The sequence below is a fragment of the Amycolatopsis echigonensis genome (assembly GCF_014174495.1).
In the GTDB taxonomy this organism is placed as follows: domain Bacteria; phylum Actinomycetota; class Actinomycetes; order Mycobacteriales; family Pseudonocardiaceae; genus Amycolatopsis; species Amycolatopsis echigonensis.
Map to the genome: position 1 here is coordinate 1 of NZ_JACJHR010000112.1, position 21,825 is coordinate 21,825.

The following is a 21,825-nucleotide window of genomic DNA, read 5'->3' on the forward strand; positions in this document are numbered from 1 at the left end:
TCCCGCCCCTTTTTTCATGCCCGAAAACGGGCGGACCGCGAAGACGGCCCGCCGCCCTCACTCCGGCCGGCGCAGCAAATACGTGTCCATGATCCACCCGTGCCGCTCCCGAGCCGCAGCCCGCGTCTCCCGGATCTTCGCCGCCAACGCGTCATCCAACGGGCCGGACAGCAAAATCTCTTCCGGAGTCCCGACGTACGCGCCCCAATAGATCCACAACCCCTTGCCCGCGTACTGATCGAACGTGGTGTGCGCGTCGAGCAGCACGAAGACGTCATCAGCGTCACTCGGCCAGCCCTCGGCCAGCCGGCGACCCGTCGTGAGCTGCACCGCCCGGCCGATCTGATTCATCGTCGTGCGATGCCGTGCCACGAGCGCGGAGATGCTGCTGATCCCCGGCACGACCTCGTACTCGAACGCCACGTTCCCGCGCGCGAGGACGGCCTCAATCAACGCGATGGTGCTGTCGTAGAGCGCCGGGTCGCCCCAGACCAGGAACGCGCCGGTCTCGCCGTCGGCCAGCTCGTCGCGGATCAGCCGCTCGTAGACGTCGGTGCGGAGGTGGTGCCAGTCGGCGACCGCGGTGCGGTAGTCGGACGGCGTCCGGTCGCGGTCCGGGTCCTTCGCGCTCACCACGCGATGCCCCTGCCGGCTCACGAACCGCTCCAGGATCTCCTGGCGCAGCTGCACCAGGTCGGCCTTCGCGCTGCCCTTGTCGAGCACGAAGAACACGTCGACGCGATTGAGCCGGTCGACTGCCTGCACCGTCAGGTGTTCCGGGTCGCCGGCGCCGATCCCGATCGCGTAAATCTTCCGCATACCAGCAGTCTCTCCCGGCGGGTAACCGGACTCACGAGGGGGTCCCCTGGCATGCCACTACCCCCTAGGGGTATAAAGGAGGCATCAGCGAAGAGCACGATAGGGAGTGTGGCGATGACCGAAGCGACTTACACCGTCGAGGGCATGACCTGCGGGCACTGCGTCGGATCGGTGAAAGAGGAGGTAGGCGGCCTGCCCGGCGTGCAGAAGGTCGACGTCGACCTCGCCACCGGCGCGGTCAAGGTCATCAGCGCGGAGCCGATCTCGCGCGAGGCCGTCGAGGCCGCGGTCGCTGAGGCCGGCTACCAGGTCGTCGCGTAAAAAGGAGTGACATGAGCACCACGACACCAGCCCCCGTGCAGTCAGTCGAACTCGCCATCGGCGGGATGACCTGCGCGTCGTGCGCTGCTCGGGTCGAACGGAAGCTCAACAAGGTCGAAGGCGTCACCGCGAGCGTCAACTACGCGACGGAGAAGGCGCACGTCGAATACCCCTCCACCGTTTCGGTCGACGACCTGGTGGGCGTCGTCGAAGCGACCGGGTACACCGCGCAGGCGCCGGAACCGGAGAAGCCGGAGGAACCCGAGCAGGACGAGACGCGGCCGCTGCGCGACCGGCTCCTGTACTCGGCGATCCTCACGGTGCCGGTGATCGTGCTGGCGATGGTCCCCGCGCTGCAGTTCACTAACTGGCAGTGGCTGTCGCTCACGCTCGCCGCGCCGGTCGTGGTCTGGGGTGCGTGGCCGTTCCATCGCGCCGCCTGGACCAACCTCCGGCACGGCGCGGCGACGATGGACACGCTGATCTCGCTCGGCGTCTCCGCCGCCACGCTGTGGTCGCTGTACGCGTTGTTCTTCGGCATGGCGGGGATGCCGGGCTTGCGGCACGGCTTCGAGTTCAGCGTGTCCGGGGGCTCGGGGACGGACAACATCTACCTCGAGGTCGCGGCGGGCGTCACCACGTTCATCCTCGCCGGCCGCTATTTCGAGGCGAAGTCCAAGCGTCGCTCTGGCGCTGCGCTCCGGGCCCTGCTCGAACTCGGTGCGAAGGACGTGACGGTCCTTCGGGACGGCCGCGAGCAGCGGATCCCGGTCGATCAGCTCCGGGTCGGGGACACGTTCGTGGTACGCCCCGGCGAGAAGATCGCCACGGACGGCGTGGTCACCGACGGTAGCTCGGCGGTCGACGTCAGCATGATCACCGGGGAATCCGTGCCGGTCGAGGTCGCAGTGGGTGACGGCGTGACCGGAGCGACGGTCAACGTCGGCGGCCGGATCACGGTGCGCGCGACGCGGGTCGGCTCGGACACGCAGCTCGCGCAGATGGCCCGGCTCGTCGAGGAGGCGCAGAACGGCAAGGCCGCGGTCCAGCGACTGGCCGACCGCGTCTCGGCGGTCTTCGTGCCGATCGTACTGGTGCTGGCTCTGGGCACGCTGATCACCTGGCTGCTGACCAGCGGAAATGCCACCGAGGCGTTCACCGCGGCGGTAGCGGTCCTGATCATCGCCTGCCCATGCGCACTGGGGCTCGCGACGCCGACCGCGCTGCTCGTCGGCACCGGCCGCGGTGCGCAGCTCGGGATCCTCATCAAGGGACCGGAGGTGCTCGAGTCCACTCGCCGGGTCGACACCGTGGTGCTCGACAAGACCGGGACCGTCACGACCGGGCGAATGAGCCTGGTGGACGTCCACGTCGGAGAAGGCGTCACGGAGCGCGAACTGCTGCGCTACGCCGGGGCGGTCGAGCACGCTTCGGAGCACCCGATCGCGAAAGCGATCGCAGACGGTGCTCGCGAGCGGGTCGGCGACCTCCCGGCGGCGACGGAGTTCCGGAACACGGAGGGTCTCGGCGTCTCCGGCCTCGTGGAAGGCGCAGCTGTCCTCGCTGGTCGTGCGGCCTTCCTGGCCGACTGGAGCGTCAAGATCGACGACCGTCTCACCGAGGCCAAAGCCGCAGCAGAAGCGCGAAGTGCGACGGCGGTCTTCGTCGCGTGGGACGGTGTCGCACGGGGTGTGCTGGTGGTCGCGGACACGATCAAGCCGACGTCAGCACAAGCCGTCACCGAGTTGCGTGCGCTGGGTCTGCAGCCGGTGCTGCTGACCGGCGACAACGCCGGCGCAGCGCAAGCGATCGCCGACGCCGCGGGCATCACCGAGGTAGTGGCGGAGGTTCTGCCTGCGGAAAAGGTGGCCGTGGTCAAGCGCCTGCAAGGCGAAGGGCGAGTGGTGGCCATGGTCGGCGACGGCGTCAACGACGCGGCCGCGCTCGCCCAAGCCGACCTCGGACTGGCCATGGGCACCGGAACGGACGCAGCGATCGAAGCCGGCGACCTGACCCTGGTCCGAGGCGACCTGCGAGCCGCCGTCGACGCGATCCGCCTCGCCCGGCGCACCCTCGGCACCATCAAGGGGAACCTGTTCTGGGCGTTCGCCTACAACGTCGCGGCACTGCCGCTGGCGGCGTTCGGTCTGCTCAACCCCATGATCGCAGGCGCGGCGATGGCCTTCTCGTCAGTGTTCGTAGTCTCGAACAGCCTGCGGCTGCGACGGTTCCGCGCAGCGTGATTCACCTGGAGACGGGCCAGCGGCGGGAGTTTCCGCTGCTGGCCCGTCTGCCTTTGGCGCTGGTCTGGGTGGACGACTGTGGATTGTCTCGCTGACCAGCCTGGTCGTTGCCGTAGTGGTTTGCGCTGAACTGTGTGGGGATCCGCCCGCCTCCACGCACGCTCTGAGTACCGGGATGAAGCTTCGCCCGAAGCCGACGTCTGCGGTCTCCCGGCAGCACCAAGCAGGAAAACCGGACTGATGCTCTGGGAGTTACTTCAGGAACGCACCAGACGGGCGATCGCGTCGGAGGCCTCGCGCACCTTCAGGTCCGCTTCCTCCCCGCCAGCGGCCGCCGCCTGGACGACGCAGGTCGCCAGGTGCTCGTCGAGCAGTTCCAGCGAGAACGACTGCAACGCCTTCGTCGCCGCCGACACCTGGGTCAGGATGTCGATGCAGTACTTGTCCTCCTCGACCATGCGCTGCAGGCCGCGGATCTGGCCTTCGATCCGGCGAAGGCGCTTGAGGTAGGCCTCTCGTTCACTGCCGTAGCCGGTCATCGCACATCGTCCCTTTTCCTCGGCATCCCCGGTGGTTCACTACCGAGTATACCCACCCGGTGTATCCGGGCTCGGCGCTCCAGTTGGCCGAGGTGGCCTAGGCGACATGGCTCAGCGCAGAGGTTTGGACGCTGGTTGAGCGCCCGGAAGCCACGTCCGGCCAAGGCTGGCATTCGCAGTGGCCAACTGCTGAGCATCCGCCCTGCTGAACCGCGCCGATGCTCAGTTAGCGGAGACGACCTCGGTGCCTTCGGCGAGCGCGGGGCCCTGCGTTGCTTCGATGCGAGATGGATGCTCGCGGTGGCTGGTCGCCGAGCAGGCACCCCTCGGCATCTCCGCTGCTGGTCTTCGAGGAAACGCCTCTGCGACGTGGGCGGGTGGGGACGTCGGCGGGCGGTGCCAGGTGGATGCTCGCCGTGGCTGGCCAGCCGAGCAGGCACCCACGGCGTCTCCGCAGCTGGTGTTCAGCCCGTCGGGGCAGCCTCGGCGACTTCCGGCAGGGGAGACGTTCGTCGCTGGTTCGGCACGGGTGTGCCGTCCGGGGCGAGGTCGGCGTTCGCGGTGGCCAGCAGTTCGCGGGCGCCTCGCAGCGCGGCCTTTACCCGTTGCTGGACGGCGACGAGTTCGGCGACCCGCTGTTCGGCGTCGGAGACGATTCGGGTGGCGTGGTCGGTGGCTTGGCGGACGTGCGCGTCGGCTTCGGCGCGGGCGGCGGCGGTGCGGTCGGCGATTTCGCGGAGTGCGTCGGTGCGACGGTCGGCCAGCGTGCGCGTCAGATGTTCTTCGAGCCGCTGGCGTTCCTTCGCGGCCGCTTCGTCTGCGGCCTTGCGCTCTTCGACTGCACGGCGCAGCAGATCTTCGTGTTCTCTTCGCTGTTGCTCGCGGTCCGCGGCGACGGCTTCGACGAGCGCGCGTTCCTTTTCGGTGAGACGAACCGCTTCTGCCTTGGCGTCGGCGATGATCCGCGCGGCGGTGTCCTCGGCGCGGGCGGTGATCTCCGCGGCTTCCTCGCGCGTCAGCTCGACCATCCGGCGGGAGCGTTCCTGCAATGCGTCCGGCGGGATGGGGGTGCGGCTGATCCGGTCGATCGTCGCGCGCAGTTCGCGATTGCGCTCGGCGAGTTCGGCCGCTTGGTGTGCCGCGGCGTCGCGTTCCGCGGCGAGGCGTTGGAATTCCGCCTCGACCCACGTGACGAATTCTTCGACCTGGCCGCGCTGATAGCCGCGCCAAGCCGAGTCGAAGGACGGCCGGACGGCCATCAGGTCCTCGCCACCGCCGGGGGCCATGCTCTCACCTCCCATTTGGATGGTTTCTCCTCGGCGCTCGTTTTTCTTGCCGCACCGGGGTTTCCGCACTGCCTCCAGTGTGCCTGAAGTCCGGCGCTCCGTGGGAGCCTGGGGCGGGTCAATCTTCGAGCGGGTCTTCAGTGCCGGTCGCGGTGCTTCGCACGCCGGGCAATTCGGCCAGTTCCGCGGTGAGTTCGGGAAGATCTCCGCGCCCCTGCAACAGCAAGGTGACGACCGCGATCCGTTGTCCCTCTTCGGAAACTGTCTCGCGGTCGACCGCCACGCGGTGGACGGCCCAACCCCGGTCGGTGCACGTGGCGAGGACGGCACGCAGTACTCCGTGGCCGTCGGCATAGCTCAACCGGAGAATCGGCGGCTGCCGCCGATGGCGCGCGACGAACCGGGAAATCGGCGGGAATCCGCGCGTGATCACGACAAGCCCGGCAGTGGTCGCGACGGCCAGCACCGGAAGCCCGGCACCGCACGCGACTCCGACGGCCGCGGCGAGCCAGACGGTCGCCGCGGTGGTGAGGCCGCGCACCGCGTCGCGGCGCACGAAGATCAGCCCGCCGCCGACGAACCCGATGCCGGACACGATCTGCGCGGCGATCCGCGACGGGTCGAGTGCGACGTGCTCGATGCCGAGCAAATCGGCGAAGCCGTATTTCGACACCAGCATGAAGACCGCCGACCCGACGCCGACCAGCGTGTGCGTGCGCAGGCCGGCCTGTTTGTTGCCGACCTCGCGCTCAATGCCGATCACCGTGCTGAGCAGCAGGGCGAGCAGCACTGGAGGCAGCAGTTCCCACTGTTCGCCGGTGGACCAAAGAGCATGCACGGACGTACCTCCTCTCCCGTCACTGTGCCCGGCCCTCAGAGAGCCCGCGCGCCCGGCCCGGCGATCACGCCTAAGCTCGGGCAATGGCCCGCTACTTCGACGTGCACCCGCAGAACCCGCAGCGCCGCGCGCTCTCCCAGGTGGTCGACCTGCTGCGCGACGACGGGCTCATCGCCTACCCGACCGACTCGTGCTTCGCGCTCGGCTGCCGCATCGGCAACCAGCAGGGGATGGAACGGATCCGCACCATCCGCAAGCTCGACCACCGGCACCACTTCACGCTCGTCTGCCAGGACTTCGCCCAGCTCGGCCAGTTCGTGCACATCGACAACGCGGTGTTCCGCGCCATCAAGGCCAGCACCCCCGGCGCGTACACGTTCATCCTCCCGGCGACAAAGGAAGTCCCGCGGCGGCTGCTGCACGCCAAGAAGAAGACCGTCGGCGTACGGATCCCCGACCACGTGGTGACCCAGCAACTGCTCGGCGAACTGGGCGAGCCGATCCTGTCGAGCACGCTGCTGCTGCCCGATTCCGGCGAGCCCCTCACCCAGGGCTGGGAGATCAAGGAAGAACTCGACCACGTACTGGACGCCGTCATCGACTCCGGCGACTGCGGTGTGGAACCCACCACGGTGATCGACTTCTCCTCGGGAGAGGCGGAGGTCGTGCGGCATGGGGCGGGAGACCCGTCCCGGTTCGAGTGACCAGGGTCGTCATCGGTTTTGTCGCCTCCTGTGGTCTGGTTGTGATCCTGATGCGGGCGGTGCTCTCGGGCCGCTCGGCGTGACGTTGTTGACGCGGTTTGCCGGGCTCGACGGCTGCACCTGACAGCTTCTTGACGCGGCAGCTGCCGACACGGGCTGTCTACTGACGGCCACTGGTACCGGCGGCTTGAACCGACTGCTCGTGGTCCGGAACGGTCGCCGCGAGGCTGGGTAGCGCGGGTCGCGCGGCGGACGTTCGCAGCTCCGGCCTGCTGCGGATACGAGCGCATGCTGGCGCAGGCCACTCGGAGTGACGACCGCGGCGGGTCGGCGGACGGTAATGCAGGTCGCTGGCGAGCCTCCTTCTCCTGATGCAGGCGGCGGAACCTTCTCGTCGCCGGATAAGCCGAGCACCCTCGACGGCGACCGACGTGGTCCAGCCGTGCCTCCGGCGTGATCCGGTGGCGCGTTCGGCATGAACCGCTGGCGCGTCCGGCGTGATCCGGTGGCACGTTGGGCATGAACCGCTGGCGCGTCCGGTATCGCCCGGTGGCACGTCCAGCGCGAACCGCTGGCGGGTCCGGCGGGAAGCGCAGCCGCGGCACGCTCGAGGGCCTCCCTCGGCAGCGGCCATGGCTCTCTAGACTCCTGTTGGCGCTGGATTCCCGTTGGCGCGAGCTGCGGCGATTGTCGCCGTCGGGGGCGTCGGCAGCTGCAGTCTCCGTCGGACACGAGCCGCGCCAAGCGCGGGCTGGCATGGTGGCGCGGTTCGGCCTGGACAGGAGAGACAGCGGCGGATCGCAACCGGTCGGTGCCGAAGCGGGCTGGCAGGTAACCGGCACCGGGGTCCGCGCTCTCAGGTGCGTTCGATCGATACTCCTCTCTTGCGTCGGATGGGTGGCAGATCCGGTGCCGCGGGGCGGGCGAACCCGGGCACCGTCGAAGAGATCACACGGTTGCCTCCACGGGGGTGTTGAGCATGCGGGCCAGGGCGTCGGCAAGCGGGACCTCCGACGAGGAATGCCAGCCGACGATGGCGTCCGGCCGGAGCAGCAGCGCGCCGTCGGCAGGCAGTTCTGTCTCGGCCAGCCATGCCTCGTCCGAGACGGGAACGAGACGGAGGCCTAGGCGGTCGGCTTCGGCTGTCCACCGGGTGTGGTCCGGGCCGCATAGCAAGGCGAGGCCAGGCCCCGCCAAGTCCACTGTGGACGTCGTGGCGTCGAGCCAAGCGTGTGGCACTCGGGTGCCTGGACGACCGGCCGGGGCGTACCGGTCTTCTGGTGCGGGACCGCGTCCGTCCGGGACGAAGGCGCCGTGGTCGTATTGCACGCCGAACAGCGTGGCGAGCGGGTCGATGCGCGGCGCGTCGTCGCTGGTGATCGCGCTGAGCATGGTTCCGAGATGGCCGCTGGCCATGCTGGAGAACTCCGCCGTCGCGTACCCGATCGGGTATCGCTCGGCGTGGTAGGTGTCGAGCAGGGCGGGCGTCGCTTTGCCGGACAGCACCGCGGCGAGTTTCCAGGCGAGGTTGGCTACGTCCGCGATCGCGGTATTCGCACCCGCGGCAGCCATCGGCGGCATCGCGTGTGCGGCGTCGCCGGCCAGGAAGACCCGGCCGGAGGAGAACCGGTCGGCCACGTACATTCCTGACTCCCAGTGCATCCGGCTCAGCACTTCGACTTCGAGGTCCGGTGCGCCGACGACGGTGCGCAGCAACTCGCACCAGCCGTCCTCGCCCAGGGATTCCGAGCCGGGGAAGTCAGAGGTGGAGAAGAGCCACCGGTCGGTGCCGTTGACCGACACGAACGCACCGGAAGCGGCCGGGTTTTCGATCCGGCACAGGTTGAACGGTTTGTCCCGGACGAGCTCGGCGAGGTCGGCGCGGAAGCAAATGTCGAGATTGTCGGCCAGATGCCCGTGCCCGCTGCGCGGAATGCCGAGCGCGGTGCGGATCGGACTGCGCGCGCCGTCCGCCGCGATCAGGTATTCGGCGCTGACCTGGTACGGCTCGCCATCGGGTGGGCGCAGTTCGGCGGTGATCCCGGTGCCGTCCTGCTCGAACGCGACCAACTCGGTGCCGAACCGAACCGACACCCCGCGCTCGGCGGCGGCCTGCCGCAGCACCGGTTCCAGCACGTCCTGCGGACACAGCACGCTTGGCGCCGGGCTGAGATCGGGCATTTTCGCGTGCTGGGCGAGCCGTTCGCGCAGAGTGTCGGTGACCTCGGGCCAGGTCGCGTCGGCCAGCGTGGTGCCGGTCAGCATTCCGGTGAACGACGCGAGCGGTGCGCTCGCTTGCTCGACCTCGTCCATGAGGCCGAGCAAGCGGAACACTTCGGTGCTGCGCGGGTTGAACCGGCGTGCTTTCGGCTGCGGGGACGTGCCGGCGTGCTTTTCCACCAGCATCGGCGCTACCCCCTCGCGGTGCAGCAACAGGGCTGCAGTGAGCCCGGCGATCCCTCCGCCGCAGATCAGAACGGGAATTCGTGCTGTCATTTCGTAACCCCCAGGTCGTGTACGTCGTACATCTTGTGTACGTTGTACATGACGATGTACTGTGTACGCAAGCGGGCTGGAGACAGGGAGTTGAATGGGAGATCAAGGGCCGACACCGCCGATTTGGCTGTTGCCTGAGCCGCCGGAACGCGGTTGGGGCCTCGGACGAATCGACATCGTCAACGCGGCTGTACGGCTGGCCGACCACGGTGGCGCGGAGGCGCTCACGATGCGGGCAGTGGCGAAGGAGCTGGGCGCGTCCACGCCGATGTCGCTGTACCGCTACGTGCACAGCAAAGACGGTCTGGTGGACCTGATGCTGGACCTGGCGAACAGCGAGGTGCGCACCCCGGAAGTCCCGGGCGAGGACTGGCGGGGCGAGTTGACTGCTGTCGCGGTCGAGATGTGGGCGATGACGAATCGGCATCCGTGGTACGCGCGGTTCGTGCACCAACGGCCCCCGGCGGGGCCCAACGCGAGCCGGCGGACGGAGTTCGTGCTGGCGACGTTCGACCGGCTGGGGCAGGACCTCGCGTCGGCGCTCGGGTACGCCCGGCTGCTCGACGGGTACGTCATCGGTCAGGCGCTGCAGTGGGCGGAAGAGCGGGCGATGTGGCAGCGCAACGCGTTCGTCGACGTGGTGGACGTGCAGCGGCAGGCGCGGGCGTGGTTCGGCGACATCGCGTCGGAGGACAGTCCGTATCCGTTGCTTGTGCAGGTGCTGGAGAGCTTTCTGGCCGAGCGGCACGACGCGGCTGGCGAGACCGGCGCGGTCAAGGCGGAGGGGGCCGGATCGGTCGCGGAGACGGACGAGTCTGGCCGGGTGACCGGTTCGGGCCGCGGGGCCGGTGCCGGTGAGGCGGCCGCTCGGCCGGGTGCGGAGGTGGCCGCTCGGGCGGATGCGGACGTGGCCGGATCTGGGCGGGCGGCTGAGGCGGACCGCGTGGCGGCTGGCTCTGGCCGGGCGGCTGGGACTGGCCGGGTGGCTGGCTCTGGCCGGGCGGCTGGGACTGGCCGGGTGGCTGGGACTGGCCGGGCGGCTGGGACTGGTCGAGGGGACGGGAGTCGTCTCGACTCGGCTGAGGTCGGTCAGCCGGGTGCCGGAGCGGTCCGGGCTCGGGATGCATGGGCGGTTGCCGGAGCGGGGCAGCCGACGGGAACCGGTCAGCCGACCGGAACCGATCGGTCGACGGGCTCAGGTCGAGCGGCCGGGTCGGGCCACGCGGTCACGGACCAGGCGGTGGATGCTGCTGACCGAGCGCGGAGGACGGGCGCGGACGCGGCCGAGGACGCGCAGTTCGAGCTCGGCCTCGAATGTCTGCTGGACGGCATCGCCGCGCGGCTCCGCTAGGTTGGTCGGCAGGACCGGCTGCTGGGGAGACGACGTGAAGTTCCTGCTGACGATGCACATGAACCCCGAGGTATGGGAAGGGCTGAGCGAGGAGACCCGACAGGAGGTGATGGACGGGCACGCGGACTTCGTCGCGAAGATCCGGGCGTCCGGCGAGATGATCAACACGCAGGCGCTCGGCGGGCCGGAGGACAGTGCCGTCGTGCGGGTGCGCGGCGGGGTGCCCGCGGTCACCGACGGTCCGTTCGCGGAGTCGAAGGAGTTCCTCGCCGGGTTCTACCTGGTCGAATGCGAGAGCCGGGACCGGGCGCTGGAGATCGCGGCGATGATTCCCGACGCGAGGATCGACGGGCTCGGCATCGAGGTCCGGCCGGTCGTGTTCTTCGCTGACGCGGAAACACAGTCCGACTTCGGCTGATGGCGGACGTCGGCGAGCTGCTCCGGCCGCTCGTGCCGCAGGTGCTCGGGACGCTCGTGCGGCGGTACGGGCAGTTCGAGGCGTGCGAGGACGCGGTGCAGGAGGCGCTCGTCGCGGCGGTCGAGCAGTGGTCGGCCGGCGAGGTGCCGGACAACCCGCGCGCGTGGCTGCTCACGGTTGCCACCCGTCGGCTGACCGACCTTTGGCGCAGCGAGAGCGCCCGTCGGCGGCGCGAGGAAACTGTTGCGGTGCAAGACGTCGCGCTGACCGCGGTGGTGCCCGGGCCGGAGGACGAGCAGCCGCCGGAGCAGGACGACACGTTGACCTTGCTGTTCCTGTGCTGCCATCCGGCGGTTACGCCCAGCTCGCAGGTCGCGCTGACGCTGCGTGCGGTCGGCGGATTGACGACGGCGGAGATCGCGCGCGCGTTCCTCGTGCCGGAAGGCACCATGGCGCGCCGGATCACGCGGGCGAAGGAGACCGTCGCGGCGGCTGGTTCGACCTTCACGCCGCCGTCCACCGAGGATTGGCCGGCTCGGCTGCAGGTCGTCTTGCATGTGCTGTACCTGATCTTCAACGAGGGATACACGGCGACCTCCGGCGAGAATCTTCATCGGGCCGAACTGTCCGAGGAAGCGATCCGGCTGACGCGCGCCGTCCATGCCCGGCTGCCGGACGATGGCGAGGTCGCGGGGCTTCTCGCGCTCATGCTGCTCACCGACGCGCGACGGCCGGCGCGCACCGGGCCCGACGGAACGCTGACGCCGCTCGCCGAACAGGACCGTCGAAAGTGGACGGTGCCGTTGATCGTCGAGGGGCTGGAGCTGGTGAACCGGGTACTCGGGCAAGGCCCGGTGGGGCCGTACCAGGTGCAAGCTGCCATCGCGGCCCTGCACGACCAGGCGGCGGGCGCCGATTCCACTGACTGGGCGCAGATTCTGGAGTTGTACGGCCTGCTCGAACAACTCGCGCCCAGCCCCGTCACGACGCTCAACCGGGCGATCGCGGTCGCGATGGTTCACGGTCCGGAGCAAGCACTGGCACTGCTGGCCACTCTCGAGGACGACGCGCGCCTGAAGCAGGGCCACCGGCTCGACGCGGTCCGTGCGCATCTGCTCGAACTCGCTGGTGATACCGCGAGTGCGCGCGAGCACTACCTGCGCGCGGCGAAACGGACGAGCAGCATTCCGGAACGGCGGTATCTCCAGGGGAAGGCGGCGAAACTCCTTCCACGCGAAGGGTAGGCGGGTGGTGTCTCGCAGGTTGTTGGGAGGCGTCAGGCGTGAGGCAGGCGGTTTCGGGTTGGGCGGGCGGTGGGTTGCGCCGTCGGTTCGGCCGCGCGGCTGAGGAAGTCGCTGCGCAGGGTGGCACGGTGGGATAGCAAAGCAGAGTTGTCAGCGTCCTGGTCGAGTAGTGTCGCTGGGATAGATGGGCCAGCAGAGCGGTCAGTGAGCTGGTCGCGTGGCGTCGCTGGGCTGGATAGGTGGCCTGGTGGGAGAGAAAGCAGAGTTGTCAGGTCGAGTAGTGTCGCTGGGATAGATGGGCCACCAGAGCGGTCAGCGAGCTGGTCGCGCGGTGTCTCTGGGGTGGAGAGGTCGCCCGGTGTAGCGAGTAGGTGGGAATGCGGCCGGACGAGCGGGTCGCCGGATTGAGGTTTCCGCGGCATGCGCCGGAGAAATCGGGGATATCCGGAGCGAGCCAGGTCCGGTCAGGGGGCGGAGTTTGTGCGTTCCAGGAGGAATACGCGGATTTCGCGGTGGGAGGCGCGTTCGGCGTAGCGGTCATAGGCGGGCCAGTAGGAGGCGACTGCGTCCCACATTTCCTGTCGTTCGTCGTCTTTCAGGAGACGTCCTCGAACTGGCACGGTGCGGCCGTGGACGGAGACTGTCGCGTCGGGGTGGGACAGGAGGTTTGCCGTCCAAGCGGGGTGGCGTTCACCGCCCCAGTTGGAGCCGATCACGACGTATCCGCCGGGGCGTTCGACGTACAGCAGCGGGACCTGGCGTGGTTCGCCGGTGGTGCGGCCGATCGTGGTGAGCAAGAGGGTGCGCAGTCCGACTGCCGCGCCTATGCCAAGGCGGCCGCCGCTGATGCGGAGGAGCAGGCGGTCGGCGGGCATCACCGCCTGGCCGAACGCGGCGAATGCCTTGCTGCGGCCCAAACCGGCGAACATCCTGCGCAGTTCCATGGGCGGCAGCCTACGGGGCGGCGAAGGGGAAGTCGCCGGGGTGGCGGCTCGGGCGGACCGTGCGGCGGGGGCGGTTGCCGTGCGGGCTTGGCGGGCGGGCGGCAAGGGCGACAAGTGGAGCGGAGGGGTCGTGCGGGCTTGTCGGGCCACAAGGGCCACAAGGGTGACAAGCGGAGTAGCGCGAAGAGAGATCTACAACCCGCTCGTCAGTTTCAGGAGGGCGTCGGTCAGCGCGGCCGCGTGGTCGACCAGGTAGAAATGGCCGCCCGGGTACGTGGTCAGGGTGAACTCGCCGCTGGTGTGCGACGACCAGGCTTGCACGTCGTCCACGGGGGCGTGGGGGTCGGCGTCTCCGGTGTGGGCGTGGATGGGCGCGGTGAGCGGGCCTGGGCTCGGGCGGTAGGTCTCGATGGCCGTGTAGTCCGCTCGCAGGGCTGGCAGGAACAGCTCCCGCAGTTCCGGGTCTCGCAGCACCCTCGGGTCGGTGCCTGCCAGGCCTTCGATCTCGGACAGCAAACCCTCGTCGTCTTGGAGGTGGACGTGGTCGTGGACCAGGCGGGACGGGGCTCGGCGACCCGAAACGACCACCGCCTCCGGGGGCGTGCCTCTTGACTCGAGGCGCAGGCCTACCTCGTACGCGAGCGTCGCGCCCATGCTGTGGCCGAAGAGCACCACCGGCAGGTCCAGCCACGCCAGGAGGGCTTGGGTGACGCCGTCCGCCAGCTCGTCGATGGTGCGCAGGGCGGGTTCGGCCATGCGGTCCTGCCTGCCGGGATATTGCACCGCGAGGACATCGACGGCGGGGGACAGCGCTTTCGACAGCGGGTGGAAGAACGGGGCTGCGCCGCCCGCGTGCGGCAGGCACACCACACGGGCAGGGGCGTCGTCGGCGGGGTGGAAGCGGCGTAGCCACGGGTCCGTCATGCGGGCGATTTTACCGGGGGCGGTCAAAGAGAAAGCCTGCGGAATTCGATCTTCTCGTACGCGCTGGCGACCCCGGTTTCGAACAGGACGCCGACGGTGAAACGGTCTGGTTCCACCAGATCGGAGTAGCCGGCTGGAGCGTCGGCGAGAACGGTCGACGGCTGCCAGGTTTTGCCGCGGTCCGAGCTGGTCCTCAGTTGCATCGTGCGGCGGGCGGCGGGGTCGGAGGGGCCGGAGTAGAGGAGTACGCGGGGGTTGGTCGTTTGCAGGACGCTGCCTTCTACCTTCGGACCGGACAGGGTCGGCTGCACTTGATAGGGACGGGTCAGGGTGCGGCCGCCGTCGGTGCTGTAGGCGTCGAGCCGGTTTTCCGGGGCGGAGCCTTGGTTGCGGCTTGAGAAGTAGACGGTGCCGTTGGGCAACTCAGTGGCGGTGGTTTCGTTGGGGGCGATGACGCCGTCGGTCGGGTCGTCGGTGAAGCCGATGTGCCAGGTACGGCCGTTGTCGTCGCTGTAGAGGTCGTGCCCGCCGTAGTACTTGGCTTCGGTTCCCACGTCCGCGGAACCCGGGGGAGGTGCGCTGGAGTGGTTGGCGGGCACGACGATCCGCCCGGCGTACCGGCCGTGCTGGAGCAGAGTCGCGTGCCCGGGCGCGGCGGCGTACCAGCGCCAGGACGGGAGTTTCGTCGTGGCGGTGATGTCGCGGGCGAGCGTCCAGGTGCGGCCGTTGTCGGGGCTGCGCTGGACGAACACCCGGCGCGTGTCTTGCGGGGACACGGTGCCGGACATGATGGCTTTTTCGCTGACGGGTCCGTTGTGGACAGTCAACAGCACCAGGTCGCCGTTGCGGGCTACCACTGGGGTCGGGTTTCCGGCGGTGGCGTCGCCGTTGCTGTCCACTACGCGCAGGTCGCCCCAGGTGCAGCCGCCGTCGCGGGAGGTTTTGGCGACGGTCTGGATCGCGCCGGAGTCGCCAGGGGAGTCGCGGCGGCCTTCGGCGAAGGCGACCAGTGAGCCGTTCGCCGCGCGGACCACCGCGGGGATGCGGAAGGTGTGGTAGCCCTCGGTGCCCGAGGTGAACGGGGTCGACGAGGTGCAGCCGGGGGTCGCGCCGGCCGGTGGGGCCGGGATGACGCTCAAGATCGTTGCGGCGAGCGCAAGCGTGACTGTTCTCGGGAGCACCGGGGGACCGCCTCTCGCTCCGGACATGGGATGTCCGACGTCCTATGTCCGGAGAACTTAGAGAGGAGGGCGCGCGGCGTCAAGACTCCGGACCGGTGGCGGTCGCGCGGACGGTTCCGGCCGCGGCGGTCGCGGCGATCCGCAGCGGGGCGGTGCCGGTCGGGCGTGCGCGCAGGATTTCCTCGGCGACGGGGGCGGCCAGGTGCGTGCGCAGGGTCCGGCGCAGGCCGCGGGCGCCGTAGACCGGGTCGAAGCCCCGGTCGGCGAGCAGGCGGACGGCGGATTCGTCCACCTGGAGATCGACGCCGCGGCGGCGGAGCCTCGCGCGCAGCAGGTCGGTTTCCAGGCGGGCGACGCGCTCGACAGTGGCGCGGTCCAGTTCGTCGAAGATCACGGTCTCGTCGACGCGGTTCAGGAACTCCGGGTCGAAGAACGACCGCAGGGCTTTGTCGACGACCGCCCGTCGGGTGTGGCCGCGGTCCAGGAGCGTGCGCCAACGGGAGCCGCGGCGGCGGGCGAGTTCTTTTGAGCCCAGGTTTGAGGTGAGGAAGACGAAGCTGTTGCGAAAGGAGATCTTTTCCTGGCCGTTCGCGAGACGCAGCATTCCGTTGTCGAGGACGCCCAGCAGTGCGCGCAGGACGGTGGGGTGGGCCTTTTCCACCTCGTCGAAGAGGACGATCCCTGGGGTGTACGGGTCACCCTCCACAGTGGAGCGATCGAAGACGGTGAAGGATTCCTTGCTTCCCGCGTATCCGGGCGGGGCCCCGTTGAAGGAGGCTGCGTAATGTTCTTGGGCGAGGGAGTTCATGTCCACCCGGCACAGATCGTCCGGGCCGGAGCGCAGGGCGGCGGCTGCTTGGCGCACCAGTTCGGTTTTGCCTACCCCGGTCGGGCCCAGCAGCAGGACTGTCGCGAGTGGACGGTCGGGTTCGGTCGCGCCCGCGCGGGCCAGGGTGATGGCCCGGACGACGGCGTCGATGGCCGGGTCTTGGCCCAGGACGCGGCTGCGCAGGCGTTCCGCCAACGAGGCAGGAGTGTCCGGAGTGGACACAGGAGGGGCGGCTGGCTGCCGGTTCCGGTTCTGGTCGTGGTACCTGTCGGTGATGAACGGCATGGTGTCCTTTCCCTGAACCGAAACCGAAAACCGAAACCGAAAACCGAAAACCGAAAACCGGCGGCCAGCGGATAAGTCAGGCCTGTTTGGTCTTCTCCGCGGGCAGCTGGCCGACGGGGCATTCCGCGACGCCGATCGTGCTGCGCGTGATGGCCTCGACGTTCTCCTGCGCTTTCTGCGCATCGGTGACCCAGGTGCGGTAGAACTCGAACGGGCAGTCCGCGACGCCCTTGTCGCCGTCACCGGCCGCGTGCACGCCCGAGTAGCCCCGGTGCAGCAACTTGAACAGATGGTTCTGCGACTGGTCGTACTCGCGGGCGTCACGGATCGCCGAGAGCGACAACTGGGCGAACTGGATGCCGTATTCCTCCTCGCCGGTTTCGCCGAGCGTCCGGCCGTCGAAACCGATGATGGAGGAGTGGCCGAAATACGAGTACACGCCGTCGAATCCGGCCGCGTTGGCGACCGCTACGTAGCAATTGTTGGCCCACGCCATGGCTTTCGCCATCAGGACCTGCTGGTCCTTCGCCGGGTACATGTAGCCCTGGCAGCGGACGATCAGCTCGGCGCCCTTCATCGCGCAATCCCGCCAGATTTCCGGGTAATTGCCGTCGTCGCAGATGATCAGCGAGATCTTGAGCCCCTTCGGGCCGTCGGTGACGTACGTCGTGTCGCCCGGGTACCAGCCCTCGATCGGGCACCACGGCAGGATTTTCCGGTACTTCTGCACGATCTCGCCGTGGTTGTCGATCAGCACCAGGGTGTTGTACGGCGGTTTGTTCGGGTGGTCCTCGTGCTGTTCGCCGGTGATCGAGAAAACGCCCCAGGTGTCGGCCTCGCGGCAGGCGGCGGAGAAGATCGCGGTCTCCTCGCCGGGCACGGTCGCCGCGGTCTCGTACATTTCCTGCTCGTCGTACATGATTCCCTGCGTCGAGTATTCGGGGAACACGACGAGGTCCATTCCGGGCAGGCCGCTCTTCATGCCGACCACCATGTCGGCGATCTTGCGCGCGTTGTCCAGCACCTCGGCCTTCGTATGCAGCCGCGGCATCTTGTAGTTCACGACCGCGATGCCGACCGTGTCCGGGCTCGAGGAAATGTCACCGTGTCGCATGGGATTTCTCCTTCAGATGGAGGGTCAGGCCGCGGCCGCGGCGCGGTCGTGGACGGAGTGAGGCTGGCCGCGGAACCCGAGCACCGCGGCGAGAGCGACGAGCAGAACGGCGGCCGCCGCCGCGATGAGAGCGGCGCCCGCGGTGGAGCGGTAGCCGCCGGTGAGCGCGAGGAACGCGGGCAGCGTGCAGGTCGGCTGGCTCAGCAGGACGGTCGTCCAGCCGGTGAACCGGGTCAGCTCCTCGCGGCCCAGCCCGAGCACGAGGAAGAACAGGCCCCACAGCAGAGCCCAAGACAGCCAGATGACGCCGAACACCGGATCGTGCTGCCGCCAGAAGGCCAGGCCGGCGTACACGATCGCGGCGCCCGCGACGAACAGCGAGAACCAGCCGATGCCCTCGGGTTCGAGCCCGGCGAGGTTCGCGATCCCGACGTACAGATAGGTGAAGCCGAACAGGAACAGCCCGGACGCGCCGAGGATCGCCTCGGAATCCCCGTGCGCCTGGATGATCAGCACCGTCGGCGTCACGCACTGCAGCCCGCCCACGAACAGGTTCAGCGCGGCGGCCGACCGTCCGGGCACGCGCCCGAGCAGCATCAGCCCGTTGACCAGCAGTACCGCCCCGACGTAGAGCAGGCCGACGTTGTTCATCGCACGCTCCTCAGTTGGTACTAGATGAAATACTGTCAAATGAAAATAAGTGGCCAGGAGGCGGCCGTCAAGACCGGGGCCGCCCGGGTCAGAGCCGGGTGATCGGATCGAAGTCGCAGCCGTGCGCGGCGGCGAGGTGCACGTGCTGGGCGGCTTGGTGGCCGTGGAATTCGACAGTCCCGCGCGGTCCGTCGTAGGCCACGCCGTCGATGGCGGCGTTCAGCGCGCGCAGGTCCGGAGTGCCTGCGCGGCGGGCGAGTTCGGCGAACGTGTGCAGGCCCTCGTAACAGGATTCGGCCGCGTTGTTGAGCGGCGGCGCGGCCGGGCCGTGCAGGTGGACGTACCGGCCGAGCAGGTCCATCGCGTCCGCGGTGACGAGGGAGCGGAAGTACGCGGCGGAGGCGAAGAGGTTTCGGGTCGCCTCGGCTCCGCTCGCGAGGAGCATGTTTTCTTCCATCAGCGGGCTGAACCGCAGCATCTGCTCGTGGAGTCCGCGTGCGGCGAACTGCCGGTTGAACCGGACCGCGTCCTGTCCGACGAAGAGCATGAGAACGCCGTCGCACGCCGAAGTTTCGACGCGCCGGACGAGCCGCGCCATGTCGCCGGAGCCGAGCCCGACGAAGGCTTCGCCGACGATCTGGAGATCGAGTTCCCTTGCGTAGCGCCGGATCGCGCTCGCCGAACCGCGCGGCCACACGTAATCGTCGCCGGCCACGAACCAGGTGCGCGCGCCGCAGTTGTCGCGCAGCCACCGCAGCGCGGGCTGGATCTGCACGCGCGGGATTTCGCCGGAACAGTAGATGCCGGAACGACTTTCGCCGCCTTCGTAGAGCGACGTGTACACATACGGCACGCGATCGGCGAGGACCGGCGCGAGTGCGTTGCGGACCGAGGAAATGTGCCAGCCGGTGACCGCGTCGATCTCGCCCGCGTCGACCAGCCGTCGCACGGCCGAGGCGACCTGGGCGGGCGGAGCGCCGCCGTCGACGACTTCCAGCGTCACTTCGCGGCCGAGGATGCCGCCCGCGTCGTTCAGCTCCCGGACCGCGAGTTCGCTGATCGCCTCGCACGAGGGCCCGAAAAGACCCGCCGGTCCCTGCAGCGGGACGACCAGCGCGACACGCAACGCGCTCGCGCGGCTGGCGACTCCGAGTCCCATGCCGGCTCCGGGCTTCCTTGCCGGGTTGACTTGCTTCCATTTGGAAGTCTTACAATGCGGAGGCATTTGCGCAAGGGCGGAACGAGGGCGGGCGGATGAGGCAGGCACGGGCGGCCGAGGCGTCGTTGATCCGAACGCTCACCCGTACCGCACGCGCGGTCACCCTGCGGATCGAGCCGCTCCTCAAGAAGGAGGGGCTGACCCTCGACGGCTGGCTGGTGCTGGACGCGCTCGCCGCCGGCGACGGCCTCACGATGACTGAACTGGCCGGGCACACGCTGGTCACCGGGCCGACGCTGACCCGGGTGGTCGACCGGCTGGTCACCACCGCGGCGGCGTACCGCGAGGTGGACGTCGAGGACCGGCGGCGGGTCCGGGTGTATCTCGCGCCGCGCGGCCGCAGTGCGCATCAGCGGGCGACGGCCCGGCTCGCCGAGGTCGAACGCGAGCTGGATCCCGACGGCGGCGTGGCGGCGGCCCTCGTCAGTGTTGATCCCGGTTAGAACCGTGCTTGCCACTCGCGACGACGCTGGGTCAGGACCTTCACCAGTTCGGCTTTGCGTTCGGCGACCTCGGCGTGGCTGCCCATGATGCCGACGGCGGCGACGGTCCGGCCGTCCTCGACCACGGCGACGGACACGCCGTCGGCTTCGGTGGAGGCGCTCGGCGCGGCGACCAGGCCTTCGGTGCGGATCCGGGTCAGGTCCTGCACGAAGCGTTCGACCAGTTCGGCGTCAGCGGGCGGCAGCGCGCCGATCTGCGGCCACAAGTCCCGGTTTTCCATGGCAGCCAACAGGATCCAGCCGGTCGACGTGCGGATCGGCGAGCGGCGCACGAACCCTTCGGCGAGGTAGGCGTAGCGCGGGTCGTGCGAGGCGTAGTCGACGTAGTAGAGGTCGCTGCCGACCATGATCGCCAGCACTGCGGTCATGCCGGTTTCCTCGTGCAGCGCTTCCAGATCTTCGTGCGACACCGTGGTGACGGTGGGGCGGCCGACCAGCCGCACCAGCAGGTACGGCGCCGGGCCGAGCGAGTAGCGGCGGTCGTGCTCGTCGAGGTAACCGGTCGCGACTAGGCCGTTGACCAGGCCCTGGATCGAGCTCATCGGCGCGTCGAGTTCGCGGGCGAACTCGGTGAGCGTGACCCCGTTCCGGGAGCGCGCGGCCCGCTCCAGGATGGTCGACACCCGGTCGATCATCCGGTGGTGCGGCCTCGGGCGGCCGTCCGGCGTGGGGTGCGTCGGCATCGGTGCTTTCTCTCCTCGGGTGATCGCGGACTCTACCCGGACCAGTGGGTTGCGTAAATACGTATTTTGATGCCAGTATGCGTAGCGAGGAGGTGCGCTCGTGAGCATGCCACTGGACGGTGTCGTCGTCGCGGACTTCAGCCGGGTGCTGGCCGGTCCGCTGGCGTGCGTGAACCTGGCGGACCTCGGGGCGACGGTGGTCAAGGTCGAGCGGCCCGGTTCCGGGGACGACACCCGCGGCTGGGGCCCGCCGTGGACCGCGCACTCCAGCTCGTACTTCGAATGCGCCAACCGGTCCAAGCAGTCCGTGGTGCTCGATCTCGGCGACCCGGACGACCTGGTCCTGGCGCGCGAACTCGCCCGGCGCGCCGACGTGCTCGTGGAGAACTTCCGGTCCGGCGCGCTGGGGCGGCGCGGGCTCGACTACGAATCCGTCCGCGTGGGTAATCCCGGCATTGTGTACTGCTCGGTTTCCGGCTTCGGCGGCGACGCGGACCTGCCCGGTTACGACTTCCTCGTGCAGGCGATGGGCGGGCTGATGAGCGTCACCGGCGCCGAGGACGGCGAACCGGCGAAGGTCGGCGTCGCGCTGGTCGACGTGCTCGCCGCGAAGGACGCCACCATCGGCATTCTCGCCGCGTTGCGAGCCCGGGAGAAGACCGGACGGGGACAGCGCGTCGAGGTGAATCTGCTGTCCAGTTTGCTCGGTTCGATGGCCAACCAGGCTTCCTCGTATCTCACGACCGGACGCGCGCCGCGCCGGATGGGCAACTCGCATCCGTCCATCGCGCCGTACGAAACGTTGCGCTGCAAGGACGACGTGCTCGCGCTCGCCTGCGGCAACGACGGGCAGTTCCGCCGTCTCGCGGAGGTGCTGGGCGTTCCGGAGCTGGCCGACGACGAGCGGTTCGCGACGAATGCCGAGCGCGTGCGCAACCGTCCGGAATTGAGAGCCGCGCTCGAACAGCAGCTCGGCACGGACACCGTTGCGGCGTGGGCCGCGCGGCTGACCGAGGTCGGCGTGCCGGCCGGCCCGGTCGGGGATCTCGCGGACGGGTTCAAGCTCGCGGAATCGCTCGGGCTCGCCCCGACGGTGCCGGTCGGCGACGACGCGCCGCCGCAGGTCCGCCATCCGATCGGCTATTCGGACACGCCGGTCGCCCGCTATTCCGCCCCGCCCCGGCTGGGGCAGCACAGCGACGAGATTCGCCGCTGGCTCGCAGAGGAGAAGAA

21 protein-coding genes are annotated in these 21,825 nt (G+C 69.2%); 8 read left to right on the forward strand and 13 right to left on the reverse strand.

Going from position 1 to position 21,825, the window contains the following annotated elements:
• Positions 1–57: 57 nt before the first annotated feature.
• Positions 58–819 carry a precorrin-6A synthase (deacetylating) gene (gene cobF, locus H5411_RS41560; protein ID WP_183127024.1) on the reverse strand — a complete coding sequence of 254 codons (762 nt, stop codon included), beginning with the start codon at positions 817–819 and terminating at the stop codon, positions 58–60.
• A gap of 114 nt (positions 820–933) precedes the next feature.
• Here cobF and H5411_RS41565 point away from each other — a divergent pair, with 114 nt between their 5' ends.
• Both H5411_RS41565 and H5411_RS41570 read left to right on the forward strand, forming a co-directional pair.
• Entirely contained in the window at positions 934–1,140 is a 207-nt protein-coding gene (locus H5411_RS41565; RefSeq protein WP_101434015.1) for a heavy-metal-associated domain-containing protein, read from the forward strand.
• An 11-nt stretch (positions 1,141–1,151) separates the two neighbouring features.
• Positions 1,152–3,383, forward strand: a complete 2,232-nt coding sequence (locus H5411_RS41570) for a heavy metal translocating P-type ATPase (RefSeq protein ID WP_183127026.1) — start codon at positions 1,152–1,154, stop codon at positions 3,381–3,383.
• Between the two features lie 257 nt (positions 3,384–3,640).
• On the opposite strand, the gene H5411_RS41575 is transcribed toward H5411_RS41570, so the two are convergent.
• The 3 genes from H5411_RS41575 to H5411_RS41585 all read right to left on the reverse strand — a co-directional run bounded on the left by H5411_RS41575 (position 3,641) and on the right by H5411_RS41585 (position 6,046).
• A complete protein-coding gene (locus H5411_RS41575) occupies positions 3,641–3,922 on the reverse strand; it encodes a metal-sensitive transcriptional regulator (protein WP_009081418.1) in 282 nt (93 codons plus the stop codon).
• 464 nt (positions 3,923–4,386) lie between these two features.
• Entirely contained in the window at positions 4,387–5,208 is an 822-nt protein-coding gene (locus tag H5411_RS41580; protein WP_101434017.1) for a DivIVA domain-containing protein, read from the reverse strand.
• A gap of 118 nt (positions 5,209–5,326) precedes the next feature.
• Positions 5,327–6,046, reverse strand: a complete 720-nt coding sequence (locus tag H5411_RS41585) for an MgtC/SapB family protein (RefSeq protein ID WP_101434018.1) — start codon at positions 6,044–6,046, stop codon at positions 5,327–5,329.
• Positions 6,047–6,129: 83 nt separating this feature from the next.
• Between H5411_RS41585 and H5411_RS41590 the strand changes: the two genes are divergently transcribed.
• Entirely contained in the window at positions 6,130–6,750 is a 621-nt protein-coding gene (locus H5411_RS41590; protein WP_183127028.1) for an L-threonylcarbamoyladenylate synthase, read from the forward strand.
• A gap of 948 nt (positions 6,751–7,698) precedes the next feature.
• Here H5411_RS41590 and H5411_RS41595 read toward each other — a convergent pair.
• Positions 7,699–9,246, reverse strand: coding sequence for an FAD-dependent monooxygenase (locus tag H5411_RS41595; RefSeq protein ID WP_101434020.1), 1,548 nt, complete (start codon positions 9,244–9,246; stop codon positions 7,699–7,701).
• Between the two features lie 94 nt (positions 9,247–9,340).
• Here H5411_RS41595 and H5411_RS41600 point away from each other — a divergent pair, with 94 nt between their 5' ends.
• The 3 genes from H5411_RS41600 to H5411_RS41610 are packed head-to-tail and all read left to right on the forward strand — an operon-like array spanning position 9,341 to position 12,259.
• Entirely contained in the window at positions 9,341–10,597 is a 1,257-nt protein-coding gene (locus H5411_RS41600; protein WP_183127030.1) for a TetR/AcrR family transcriptional regulator C-terminal domain-containing protein, read from the forward strand.
• 34 nt (positions 10,598–10,631) lie between these two features.
• Positions 10,632–11,015 carry a YciI family protein gene (locus H5411_RS41605; protein ID WP_183127032.1) on the forward strand — a complete coding sequence of 128 codons (384 nt, stop codon included), beginning with the start codon at positions 10,632–10,634 and terminating at the stop codon, positions 11,013–11,015.
• Positions 11,015–12,259 carry an RNA polymerase sigma factor gene (locus H5411_RS41610; protein WP_183127034.1) on the forward strand — a complete coding sequence of 415 codons (1,245 nt, stop codon included), beginning with the start codon at positions 11,015–11,017 and terminating at the stop codon, positions 12,257–12,259. Before H5411_RS41605 ends, H5411_RS41610 begins: the two co-directional genes overlap by 1 nt.
• Before the next feature lie 464 nt (positions 12,260–12,723).
• Here H5411_RS41610 and H5411_RS41615 read toward each other — a convergent pair whose 3' ends face one another.
• From H5411_RS41615 to H5411_RS41645, 7 genes are all read right to left on the reverse strand, one after another.
• Positions 12,724–13,203 (reverse strand): nitroreductase family deazaflavin-dependent oxidoreductase, encoded by a 480-nt coding sequence (locus tag H5411_RS41615; RefSeq protein ID WP_183127036.1) that lies wholly within the window; start codon positions 13,201–13,203, stop codon positions 12,724–12,726.
• A 192-nt stretch (positions 13,204–13,395) separates the two neighbouring features.
• Entirely contained in the window at positions 13,396–14,127 is a 732-nt protein-coding gene (locus tag H5411_RS41620) for a thioesterase II family protein (protein WP_183127038.1), read from the reverse strand.
• 23 nt (positions 14,128–14,150) lie between these two features.
• Positions 14,151–15,308, reverse strand: coding sequence for a sialidase family protein (locus tag H5411_RS41625; protein WP_183127040.1), 1,158 nt, complete (start codon positions 15,306–15,308; stop codon positions 14,151–14,153).
• Between the two features lie 79 nt (positions 15,309–15,387).
• Complete coding sequence (locus tag H5411_RS41630) at positions 15,388–16,422, reverse strand: AAA family ATPase (RefSeq protein ID WP_183127042.1); 1,035 nt, start codon at positions 16,420–16,422, stop codon at positions 15,388–15,390.
• A gap of 76 nt (positions 16,423–16,498) precedes the next feature.
• Positions 16,499–17,536 (reverse strand): aliphatic amidase, encoded by a 1,038-nt coding sequence (locus H5411_RS41635; RefSeq protein WP_183127044.1) that lies wholly within the window; start codon positions 17,534–17,536, stop codon positions 16,499–16,501.
• Between the two features lie 24 nt (positions 17,537–17,560).
• Positions 17,561–18,187, reverse strand: coding sequence for an AmiS/UreI family transporter (locus H5411_RS41640; RefSeq protein ID WP_183127046.1), 627 nt, complete (start codon positions 18,185–18,187; stop codon positions 17,561–17,563).
• 88 nt (positions 18,188–18,275) lie between these two features.
• Positions 18,276–19,346 carry a substrate-binding domain-containing protein gene (locus tag H5411_RS41645; RefSeq protein WP_183127048.1) on the reverse strand — a complete coding sequence of 357 codons (1,071 nt, stop codon included), beginning with the start codon at positions 19,344–19,346 and terminating at the stop codon, positions 18,276–18,278.
• 95 nt (positions 19,347–19,441) lie between these two features.
• On the opposite strand from H5411_RS41645, the gene H5411_RS41650 reads away from it, so the two are divergent.
• Positions 19,442–19,849 carry a MarR family winged helix-turn-helix transcriptional regulator gene (locus H5411_RS41650; protein WP_183127050.1) on the forward strand — a complete coding sequence of 136 codons (408 nt, stop codon included), beginning with the start codon at positions 19,442–19,444 and terminating at the stop codon, positions 19,847–19,849.
• Here the strand turns inward: H5411_RS41650 and H5411_RS41655 are convergent.
• Positions 19,846–20,592: an IclR family transcriptional regulator gene (locus H5411_RS41655; RefSeq protein ID WP_101434031.1), complete on the reverse strand. Its 747-nt coding sequence runs from the start codon at positions 20,590–20,592 to the stop codon at positions 19,846–19,848. The two genes, H5411_RS41650 and H5411_RS41655, sit on opposite strands and share 4 nt — an antisense overlap.
• Before the next feature lie 106 nt (positions 20,593–20,698).
• Here H5411_RS41655 and H5411_RS41660 point away from each other — a divergent pair.
• On the forward strand, positions 20,699–21,825 hold a 1,127-nt coding region (locus H5411_RS41660), incomplete at its 3' end, for a CaiB/BaiF CoA transferase family protein (protein ID WP_220818166.1).

What these genes read in the sequence shown, in the direction of transcription:
- H5411_RS41610 (WP_183127034.1), top strand. Translation starts at nt 11,015, where the DNA reads ATGGCGGACGTCGGCGAGCTGCTCCGGCCGCTCGTGCCGCAGGTGCTC.
- H5411_RS41600 (WP_183127030.1), top strand. Translation starts at nt 9,341, where the DNA reads ATGGGAGATCAAGGGCCGACACCGCCGATTTGGCTGTTGCCTGAGCCG.
- H5411_RS41595 (WP_101434020.1), bottom strand. Translation starts at nt 9,246, where the DNA reads ATGACAGCACGAATTCCCGTTCTGATCTGCGGCGGAGGGATCGCCGGG.
- H5411_RS41655 (WP_101434031.1), bottom strand. Translation starts at nt 20,592, where the DNA reads ATGCCGACGCACCCCACGCCGGACGGCCGCCCGAGGCCGCACCACCGG.
- H5411_RS41570 (WP_183127026.1), top strand. Translation starts at nt 1,152, where the DNA reads ATGAGCACCACGACACCAGCCCCCGTGCAGTCAGTCGAACTCGCCATC.
- H5411_RS41635 (WP_183127044.1), bottom strand. Translation starts at nt 17,536, where the DNA reads ATGCGACACGGTGACATTTCCTCGAGCCCGGACACGGTCGGCATCGCG.
- H5411_RS41650 (WP_183127050.1), top strand. Translation starts at nt 19,442, where the DNA reads ATGAGGCAGGCACGGGCGGCCGAGGCGTCGTTGATCCGAACGCTCACC.
- H5411_RS41630 (WP_183127042.1), bottom strand. Translation starts at nt 16,422, where the DNA reads ATGCCGTTCATCACCGACAGGTACCACGACCAGAACCGGAACCGGCAG.
- H5411_RS41640 (WP_183127046.1), bottom strand. Translation starts at nt 18,187, where the DNA reads ATGAACAACGTCGGCCTGCTCTACGTCGGGGCGGTACTGCTGGTCAAC.
- H5411_RS41620 (WP_183127038.1), bottom strand. Translation starts at nt 14,127, where the DNA reads ATGACGGACCCGTGGCTACGCCGCTTCCACCCCGCCGACGACGCCCCT.
- cobF (WP_183127024.1), bottom strand. Translation starts at nt 819, where the DNA reads ATGCGGAAGATTTACGCGATCGGGATCGGCGCCGGCGACCCGGAACAC.
- H5411_RS41580 (WP_101434017.1), bottom strand. Translation starts at nt 5,208, where the DNA reads ATGGCCCCCGGCGGTGGCGAGGACCTGATGGCCGTCCGGCCGTCCTTC.
- H5411_RS41645 (WP_183127048.1), bottom strand. Translation starts at nt 19,346, where the DNA reads ATGGGACTCGGAGTCGCCAGCCGCGCGAGCGCGTTGCGTGTCGCGCTG.
- H5411_RS41565 (WP_101434015.1), top strand. Translation starts at nt 934, where the DNA reads ATGACCGAAGCGACTTACACCGTCGAGGGCATGACCTGCGGGCACTGC.
- H5411_RS41575 (WP_009081418.1), bottom strand. Translation starts at nt 3,922, where the DNA reads ATGACCGGCTACGGCAGTGAACGAGAGGCCTACCTCAAGCGCCTTCGC.
- H5411_RS41615 (WP_183127036.1), bottom strand. Translation starts at nt 13,203, where the DNA reads ATGGAACTGCGCAGGATGTTCGCCGGTTTGGGCCGCAGCAAGGCATTC.
- H5411_RS41590 (WP_183127028.1), top strand. Translation starts at nt 6,130, where the DNA reads ATGGCCCGCTACTTCGACGTGCACCCGCAGAACCCGCAGCGCCGCGCG.